Origin of the sequence: Clostridium sp. RTP31139st1_H3_RTP31139_211217, assembly GCF_040227035.1 — a bacterium.
Lineage (GTDB): Bacteria > Bacillota > Clostridia > Clostridiales > Clostridiaceae > Clostridium > Clostridium saudiense.
The window spans coordinates 1-9,426 of sequence record NZ_JBCOAB010000078.1 but is presented as its reverse complement, the minus strand read 5'-3'; the positions used below and the strand labels follow the sequence as shown (position 1 = coordinate 9,426).

Genomic DNA, 9,426 nt, shown 5'->3' with positions numbered 1-9,426 from the left:
ATGTATAAATTTAGGTCCATGGTTGTAAATGCTGAAGAGCTTAAGGAAAAACTAGCTCATCAAAATGAAATGTCTGGACCTATGTTTAAGATGAAAGATGATCCTAGAGTAACTAAGGTTGGGAAGTTTATTAGAAAAACATCACTTGATGAACTTCCTCAGCTTTGGAATGTTCTTAAGGGTGATATGAGTTTGGTAGGACCAAGGCCAAGCTTACCTAAGGAAGTGGCTCAATTTGAAAAGTGGATGTATAAGAGATTGAGTGTAAAGCCAGGACTTACTTGTTTTTGGCAAGTTAGTGGAAGGAATAATATCGACTTTGAAGATTGGATGAAGCTTGATATTAAATATGTTGATGAGAGAAATATTTGGATTGATATTAAGCTTATATTTAAGACGGTACTTGTGTTGTTTGGAGATAAGAATGCATCATAGCAAATAATAATTAGATATTATTTACTAATATAGGTAAGAGAAGGTGAAGTGATGGGAAAAAATATATATGAAGATGAAATGTATATAGTTTATGCAAGTGATGATAATTTTTCGGATATAATGGGAGTATCTATTTTATCACTTTTTGAAAATAACAAGGATGAGAATATTAACATATATATATTAGATAGTAACATATCGAAAGATAATAAGGATAAAATAGAAAGCATATGTGTTAATTATAGTAAGAAGTTACCAATGTGGATTCAAGCAAAAAATATTAATGATGTTCTTGGAATTAATGTTGAAATGGATAGAGGATCATTAAGTCAATACGCAAGGTTATTTATTGGGGATTTATTAGATAAGGATATAAAGAGAGTATTATATCTTGATTGTGATACAATTATTGAAAAATCAATTAAAGATTTATGGAATATTGATTTAGAAGGAAATACAATAGCTGCACTTAAGGATGCATTTAGCAGTAGATATAGGGCTAATATAAGGTTAAAGCCTAATGATATAATGTTTAATTCAGGTGTAATGCTTATAGATATGTTAAAGTGGAAAGAAAACCGTATAGAAGATAGATTGCTAAAATTAATAAAAAAAAATAATGGAATTATACAACAGGGAGATCAAGGTGCGCTTAATTCTATTTTAAGCAAGCAAACATTATGTATTAATCCTAAATATAATGCAGTAACGATTTTTTTTGATTTTACTTATGAAAATATGTTGATATATAGGAAGCCACCAAACTTTTATCCAAAAGAAGAGATTAAGAAAGCTATTGAAGATCCAGTAATAATTCATTATACTACAAGTTTTATAAGTAGAAGGCCATGGGTGGAGGGGTGTAATCATAAATATAAAGATAGATATTTATATTATAAAAATAAGAGTCCGTGGAGTAATGAACCGTTTAGGCAGTATAAGGCAGGTGTTATAAAGAGATTATTTATTAAAATTTTTAACATTATGCCATATTACTTTTCTATAAGATTTGCATCAATACTTCAAGTTTATATAAGGCCAATAGTTAATAGAGTGAAATTGAAAAGATTAACAGTATAATATATAAGAAAGGGTAATAGTTTTATATAGGTTAATCATAAATTATTAAGTGAATTTTCGCTCATAAAATTAGGAGGAGAACTGTGAAAAAAATAAAGGTATTACATGTTGTATGTAGATTGGAGTATGGTGGAGTAGAATCTATAATATTAAATTATACTAAGCATATGAACAAAGATAAATTTGAATTTCATATTTTGACTCAGGATAAAAATGCACAAGGATGCATAGAGTTATTTGAAAAATATGGTTTTATAGTTCATATTATATCACATAAGAGAGATAGTATATTAAAGAATGTATTAGAGACATTAAAAGTTATGAAGAAAGGTAGATTTGATATTGTACATTCTCATATGACATTAACCAATTTTTATACATTAGCAATTGCAAAGTTTTTTGGAACAAAAATTACAATTTCTCATTCACATAATTCATTTATAGTGAAAAGTAAAATTAAAGGTTTAGTATATGAGATATTAAAAAAGTTAAATCAAATTTGTGCAACAGATTATTTTAGCTGTGGTATAGAAGCTGGAAAGTTTCTTTTTGGTGAAAAAAATTTTAATAGTGGAAAAGTGCTGCTTATGAACAATGCTATTGATTTGAATAAATTTTCTTATAATGAAGAGATAAGAAATAAAGTGAGACAAAAATATGGAATAAGAGGAAAGTTTTGCGTGGGACACGTGGGAAGGTTTATGAATCAAAAAAATCATAATTACTTAATTGATATATTTGAAGAGATAAAAAGAAAAAATTCTAATTCAATTCTTTTACTTATTGGTACTGGGGAGCTGCTTGATGATATAAAAGAAAAAATATCTAAAAAAGGTTTAAATGAAAGTGTAATTATTATTCCTGGAACAAATAATGTAAATGAATTTTATCAAGCAATGGATGTGTTCGTGCTACCTTCTTTATGGGAGGGGTTTCCGGTAGTTGGTGTAGAGGCACAAGCATCAGGATTAAAATGCTTTTTATCAAATAATATTGATAGAAGTATTAAAATAGTTGATAATATTGAGTTGTTAAATATTGATGAAAATGTTGAAAAATGGGCAGATATAATCATTAAAAATGACATTTATTATAATAGAAATAAGGCTATGGATACATTAATTAATAATGGATATGATATCAAAACTGAATCTAAAAAGATAGAAGATTATTATATTACACGTTATAAACTAGAGTACTATACAAAATAAATATATTACAGGAAAGAAAAGGTAGTTTATATGGTTAGTAGAACTATAGGAAAAAATAAATTTAGTATTTGGATACCAATGTTAATAGCTACTGTAGCAATAATTATATACTTAGTTTTTAAAAATAATAATATAGATCCTAACATACTTTTCTATATAAATATATATGTGATAATTAGAATTCTTATTAAATCCAAGTTTTCAATTATATCACTTATAATGTTATTAACTAATTATATACTGATAAGTGCATTTGCTCAATATAATTATGGTAATACTTATGGGGTATTAGCTTTAAATATAATACCACTACATTATAAAGAAATAATAATTACTATATTTTTATTCAATGTAGTAATGTATATTTGGATAAGGTTTAGTAATTTGCTTAGGAATGAAAAGAAATTATTAAAATGTAATATTAAAATTTCAAGAAATGCAATATATTTTTGTTGTGTAATTTCTATAGTGGCTGCAATAATAGCATTTCCAACAATACCATTTGTTTGGACAGGAGATAATAGGTTTATTGCGCTTTTGCCAGGAAATGGATGGAATCACTTGTCGCTATGTAGTTTATTAATAGCAACAACTCAAATAAAAAGAAGTAAGGTTGTATTACCTACTTTAATATTTACTGTATTTTGGTTTTTATCTCATTATGAAAGAGTAGATATTATTGGGTTTTTAATGGCATTTATAATAATTATATTAGTAAAAAGGGATATAAAAGTTACTATTAAAACTATATTTAAATACGGAACATTAGTATTTCTTTTATTAATGTTAATGGTATATCTAGGGGAATATAGGGCTGGAAACACTCAATTAAAATTAAGTGAATTATTAAGAAAAGTGATAATACAAAATACTGCATGCGATTTAACATATGTCTATAATTCAAGTATAGAATTTGTTGAAAATGAGGAATTATTATATGGAAAGACATATAGTACTTATATTAATGGAATGGTACCACTTGTTGATACACCATATAGAGCTGGAGGGATAATTAGAGAAAAGTATAATACTCCAGGGGGAGAATTCATTTTAACAGAGCCATTAATTAATTTTGGATTATTAGGAGTAGTTATTTTTACAAATTTATTTTGTATTATTTTAAATATTATAACAAAAAAAGTAGGATTTTATAGGTATATTCTTTTTATTTTCTTAATTATAACTTCATTTAGATATTGCTGGTATGGATTTTCTTATATTCAAACTGCTATTGTATATTTTATACCATTTGTAGTTATAGGAAGCATTGTGTTATCTAGAAATAAAGTAATAATATATTATGAAAAAAAATAATAATGGAGAGGAGAAGTATAATATAAATGTATATTATACACAAAGTGATATGAACAAAAAAAATAATATAAAAATAGGTGTTGTAAATTGTTTTCAAATAAAAAATTATGGAAGTGTCCTTCAGTCTTATGCGACCCAAAAAATCGTACAAGATTTAGGGTATGAAGTGGAGAGTATATACTATAATAAAGATAAATCTTTTAAACAGATTATGAATTATTTACCACAGTTAATGTTACCATCAGTTATTAAGATGAAATATAAAAATATTAAAAAAAGTAGATACATAAGGAGTAAGGGAAAAGACTTTAGAAAGAATTTTGAAATAAGAAATGATAAATTTAATGAATTTGTAGATAAAAACTTTATAAAATCACCACACTTTATAGGATATAATTCTCTTAAAAATAATTATAAAAGATATGATATTGTATTATTAGGAAGTGACCAGGTATGGCATCCGATAAATTTAGGAAGTCATTACTATACTTTGGAATGGGTTGGTAAAGAAACTAAAAAAGTTACATATTCAGCAAGTTTTGGGGTATCTCAGGTGCCATCAATACAAAAAAATAGTACAAGGAATTATCTTAGCAAGATAGATAGTATTTCAGTAAGAGAAACAGCAGGTCAAAAAATTGTAAATGATATGATTGGTAAGTCTGTGCCAGTAGTTGTAGACCCAACTATGTTATTTAGCGCTAATGAATGGGACAAAGTTTGTTTAGAAAAGAAATTTATTAATGAAGATTATATATTCTGTTATTATTTAGGTGAGAATGAGCAACATAGAAAAGCGGCGGAGAAATTAAGTGAAAAAACTGGGTATAAGATTGTGACGTTACCATTTATGGATGAGATTGTAGAAGGAGATTTTAAATTTGGTGATATAGTTAGATACGATGTTGGCCCAGCTGAGTTTTTAAATCTTATTAAAAATGCTAAATATGTGTGTACAGATTCATTCCATGGGACAGTGTATTCGGCTATTTATCAAAAAAAATTCATTATTTTTAATAGATACTCTGAGACAGCTAAGGGTTCAACAAACTCTAGAATTCACACATTATTAAATAGTTTAAATTTAAGTAGCAGGAAATATGACCAGAAGGTGGATATACTAACTCAAATGGAAGAAGAAATAAATTATGATAGTGTAAACAAGAGAATTGATGACCTAAGAAATAACTCTATAAATTATTTAGTAGAGGCTTTGAAAAATTAATAAATTGGAAAGATGGTTTTTATAGATATGAATAAAGAAATGAAAAGAAGGTTAATAGCAGTCCAAAACATTAATGATGATGTTAGACAGAAAAGCACTTCAGGAGGCGTATTTACTGTTATCTCACAATATGTTCTTAGAAAAAAAGGTGTAGTATTTGGAGCAAAATTTGATTCGAATTTTAATGTAATTCATTCATTTGTAGAAAATGAACATGATTTAAGTCAATTTAGAGGATCAAAATATGTTCAAAGTGAATTGGGTGATTCATTTATTAAAGTAGAAAAGTTTTTATTAGAGGATAGATGGGTATGTTTTAGTGGAACTCCTTGTCAAATAAGCGGATTAAAGTCATTTCTAAGAAAAGATTATGAAAAACTAATTACGGTAGATGTAGTTTGTAAGGGAGTTCCATCTCCAAAGGTATGGAGAAAGTATATGAATTATCAAGAAGAAAAACATGGCGGAAAAATTATTAAGGTTGGGTTTAGAGAAAAAAAATATGGGTTCTCTAGTACAGTAATGGCGTTAGAATTTGATAATGGGAAAAAATATTATAAAGGTCATGAAACAGATTTAATGCTAAAGCCTTATGTTAAAGAATTAATTTCTAGACCAAGTTGTTATGCATGCCCTTTTAAGGGAGATGAGCATTGTAGTGATTTTACTATTTTTGACTGCTGGAGTATAGGTGATTATAGTAAAGATATGGATGATGATAAGGGAACAACAGCAGTAATATTAAATTCGAAATTAGCTAATTCAGTATTTGAGGAAATAATAGATCAAGTAAGATTTATAGATATTCCTTATGATAAGGTTATAGAAACAGATGGAACAATGGTCGTAAATTCAGCTAAAGTTAATGCATATAGAAATGAATATTATAAAAATATTGATTCGTTAAGCTTTGATGAATTAAGTGATAAATTTTGTAAAAGGACTAGTAAAGATAAAGTTAAAGCTATAGTAAAACCAATATTGTACAATGTTGGAATATTAAGAGCTGTTAAGAAAATTAAAGGTGTATTTTAAAATAAATTTAGAATAGCAAGGAGTAGTATTATTGAAGCGTGGAATAAAAAATATTATTTATAATGTCTCATATGCATTTTTTGCGCAAGGTATATCATTATGTTTAAGTTTAATGCTATCATTTATATTACCTAAAGTTCTGGGGGTTGCTGAATTTGGATATTGGCAATTATATATGTTCTATTCATTATATACAATGATATTTCAATTAGGATTAGCTGATGGAATATACTTAAGAATTGGTGGTAAGAAATATGAGGAGATTAACTTATCAATTTTAAAGTCACAATACATTATATTAATGATGTTTCAAGTGATTTTTGGAATTATTATATTAAGTTTAGGTTTTATAATAGACATAGGATCTAATAGAAAAATAGTTTTAATATGTTTAGCTATTACTATTATTGTTATGAATAGCAATCTGTATTTTGGGTATATATTCCAAAGTGTTAATAAAACTAAATGGTTCTCTACTTCAATTTTTATTGAGAAGTTTTTTAGTATAATTCTTGCAATAGTTCTAATTGTAATAAAATGCAAAAAATTTGAATATTATATTTATGTTATAGTTTTTTCAAAAGTATGTGCATTTATTTACTGTTTATATATGGCAAGAAATATTATTAGTGCAAGAACGGTTGAGTTAAAAGTTGCACTAAAGGAATGTAAAATTAATATTTGCGTTGGAAGTAGTCTTATGATTTCCAGCTTAGCAAGTATGTTGATTATTGGATCAAGTAGACAAATAATAGATATGAATTTTGGTATTGAGGAATTTGGAAAGTTTTCATTTTCATTGTCTGCAACTCAATTTATTCTACAGTTTACTGCACAAATAAGTTTAGTACTATATCCTATATTATGTAGAATGAAAAAGCAAAAAATAAAAGTATTTTATGAAAATACTAGACTAGCTATAGGAGTTTTATTATCAGGTTTTTTATTGTTATATTATCCTATTTCAATAATTTTAGTAAAATGGCTACCGCAATATTCAGATAGTATTAAATATATGGTAATAATGTTTCCTATATTAGTATATGATAGCAAGATGCACTTATATGGAACATTATATTTAAAAGTTTTTAGGCTTGAAAAAAAATTACTTAAAATAAACATTATTTCATGCATAATAAGTATTATTTTATCGTTAATTGGAGCATACATATTCCATAATATAAAGATTGTGGCACTTTTTATGGTGTTAGTTATTATGATAAGATTTTATTTAGCTGAATATGTTTTAGTAGATTATTTAAATACATCAAAGAAGTCGTATATAATAAATAATTTATTAGAAGCAATATTAACAATTGTGTTCGTATTAGTATTTTGGTTTGTTAATAATATTATAGGTTTCATTTTATATTTTTTACTGTTTGTGATGATGGTACTAATAAATGGAAAGAGTTATATAAAGTGTATAGATATGTTGAAAAAATAGACCTTTAAGATTTAATAGAGTATGATAATTGAATATTTGAAAAACTTATATAAGAAGCTTTATATTCTTATATGTGTAAAGCATCTTATAAAATTTTATAATTTTGAAAGTATATCATTAATTTCGGGGCTTTTATTTAATTTAAATTGTTAAAGATAAAAGAGCTAAGTTGTATTATGAAAGATAATTAGCCTAAGGAATTATGTATAAATGTTTTAGAGTAAAAATAGTGTAAGAATATTTACATTAAAGAGAGTATCAAGGAGAAGATAAGTATGGAAAGGGATTATCCTATATTATTTAAAAATAAGGAAGACTGTTGTGGCTGTTCTGCATGTATATATAGATGTCCAAAAGATGCAGTAAGCTTTTACAAAGACGAAGAAGGGTTTAATTACCCTATTATTGACAAAGAGAAGTGCATAAAATGTTATATATGTGTAAGAGTCTGCCCTATGATTAAAGAAGGAGCAAAATAATGGAGAGAGATTATAGGCTGGATAATGCAAAGGCAATAGGAATATTTTTGGTTGTATTTGCACATGTAATGTCTACTTCAACTATTACAAATTATATATATTTATTCCATATGCCATTATTCTTTTTTATTTCAGGAAAAACAATGGCCATTAAGGAAGCTGAAATGCCTTGTATTAAATTTCTTATAAGAAAATTTAAAACAATATGTGTACCATATTTTTCGTTTAGTTTAATATTTTATATATATTGGTATATTGTAGAGAGAAATATAAGGGATAAAATAAATATATCTACAACTAAAGTATTAGCAAATATTATTATAGCTCAAGGTAATGAAGAGTTATTTGTATTTAATGTAGTATTATGGTTTTTACCTTGTCTGTTTATTGCACAATTAATTGTATTTTTAATAATAAAGAAAAAATACTCTAATAATACTGAAATTATATTTATAAGTATTTTATCTATTAGTGGTTATTTATTAAGTAAGTATTCGAATATCATGTTGCCATGGGTATTGGAAAGTGCGTTAATTAGTACAATTTTTATTTATTGTGGCTATAAGAATGAATTAAAGAAAAAAAATAATGATAATATAGAATATTTTAATAACAATAGATTATTTTTGCTATGTTTAAGTTTATCTTTATTAATAAATCATTTTTTTGGTTCTTCAAATATACTTGCTAGGAAATATAGTTCTTATTTTAATTTTATATTGGCAGCATTTTGTGGAATATATATTGTTATGTATATTGCAAATAAATTTAAAAATAAATATGTGCAATCTGTAGGAATGAGTTCATTAATTATAATGTTAGTTCATGAACCTATTAAAAGAGTAATAATTAAAGTAATGGAGCTATTATTGAATATTGAAGGGGAAATATTGAGAAAATCTATTGTTTTTTCACTGTTAATTACATTGATAATCATTTTAGTTAGTATTATTATTGAAAAAATAATAATTAATTATTTTCCTTATATTATTGGAAAAAATAATAAGGATAAGAGATATATACTTAGTAAGTTTTATAAAATTAATAATACTTAATTAAAAATAATTATAGTTCAAATAAGTTAGCTATTTAAATTAAATTTTAATGGAGCTGTCGCAATAGAGGGTAAAAAAATCCGCTAGCGATAGCTCTTTTTCTATATTTTCAAAAAAATAATTGTACATTTTCGATTAAAATCAA

9 protein-coding genes are annotated in these 9,426 nt (G+C 25.5%); all 9 read left to right on the top strand.

Annotation, left to right across the window (positions count from 1 at the left end; all coding sequences use genetic code 11):
* A partial coding sequence (locus ABUA17_RS17945; protein ID WP_349818203.1) for a sugar transferase occupies positions 1-435 on the top strand: 435 nt, incomplete at its 5' end.
* A gap of 51 nt (positions 436-486) precedes the next feature.
* Positions 487-1,515 (top strand): glycosyltransferase family 8 protein, encoded by a 1,029-nt coding sequence (locus tag ABUA17_RS17940; protein ID WP_055277975.1) that lies wholly within the window; start codon positions 487-489, stop codon positions 1,513-1,515.
* 83 nt (positions 1,516-1,598) lie between these two features.
* On the top strand, positions 1,599-2,726 hold the full coding sequence (locus tag ABUA17_RS17935) for a glycosyltransferase (RefSeq protein ID WP_052330736.1): 1,128 nt from the start codon (positions 1,599-1,601) through the stop codon (positions 2,724-2,726).
* Between the two features lie 30 nt (positions 2,727-2,756).
* The gene (locus ABUA17_RS17930; protein ID WP_042401038.1) at positions 2,757-4,040 is read left to right on the top strand and encodes a hypothetical protein; all 1,284 of its coding nucleotides are present in this window, start codon (positions 2,757-2,759) and stop codon (positions 4,038-4,040) included.
* Positions 4,027-5,265, top strand: coding sequence for a polysaccharide pyruvyl transferase family protein (locus ABUA17_RS17925; RefSeq protein ID WP_078061380.1), 1,239 nt, complete (start codon positions 4,027-4,029; stop codon positions 5,263-5,265). Before ABUA17_RS17930 ends, ABUA17_RS17925 begins: the two co-directional genes overlap by 14 nt.
* 12 nt (positions 5,266-5,277) lie before the next feature.
* On the top strand, positions 5,278-6,300 hold the full coding sequence (locus ABUA17_RS17920; RefSeq protein ID WP_055277976.1) for a Coenzyme F420 hydrogenase/dehydrogenase, beta subunit C-terminal domain: 1,023 nt from the start codon (positions 5,278-5,280) through the stop codon (positions 6,298-6,300).
* A gap of 31 nt (positions 6,301-6,331) precedes the next feature.
* Positions 6,332-7,747, top strand: a complete 1,416-nt coding sequence (locus tag ABUA17_RS17915) for an oligosaccharide flippase family protein (RefSeq protein WP_042401041.1) — start codon at positions 6,332-6,334, stop codon at positions 7,745-7,747.
* 275 nt (positions 7,748-8,022) lie between these two features.
* Positions 8,023-8,226 (top strand): 4Fe-4S binding protein, encoded by a 204-nt coding sequence (locus tag ABUA17_RS17910; RefSeq protein WP_042401044.1) that lies wholly within the window; start codon positions 8,023-8,025, stop codon positions 8,224-8,226.
* Entirely contained in the window at positions 8,226-9,281 is a 1,056-nt protein-coding gene (locus ABUA17_RS17905) for an acyltransferase family protein (RefSeq protein WP_042401046.1), read from the top strand. The genes ABUA17_RS17910 and ABUA17_RS17905 overlap by 1 nt, the downstream gene beginning before the upstream one ends.
* The last annotated feature ends 145 nt before the right edge of the window (positions 9,282-9,426 follow it).

What these genes read in the sequence shown, in the direction of transcription:
- ABUA17_RS17925 (WP_078061380.1), top strand. Translation starts at nt 4,027, where the DNA reads ATGAAAAAAAATAATAATGGAGAGGAGAAGTATAATATAAATGTATAT.
- ABUA17_RS17910 (WP_042401044.1), top strand. Translation starts at nt 8,023, where the DNA reads ATGGAAAGGGATTATCCTATATTATTTAAAAATAAGGAAGACTGTTGT.
- ABUA17_RS17920 (WP_055277976.1), top strand. Translation starts at nt 5,278, where the DNA reads ATGGTTTTTATAGATATGAATAAAGAAATGAAAAGAAGGTTAATAGCA.
- ABUA17_RS17940 (WP_055277975.1), top strand. Translation starts at nt 487, where the DNA reads ATGGGAAAAAATATATATGAAGATGAAATGTATATAGTTTATGCAAGT.
- ABUA17_RS17930 (WP_042401038.1), top strand. Translation starts at nt 2,757, where the DNA reads ATGGTTAGTAGAACTATAGGAAAAAATAAATTTAGTATTTGGATACCA.
- ABUA17_RS17905 (WP_042401046.1), top strand. Translation starts at nt 8,226, where the DNA reads ATGGAGAGAGATTATAGGCTGGATAATGCAAAGGCAATAGGAATATTT.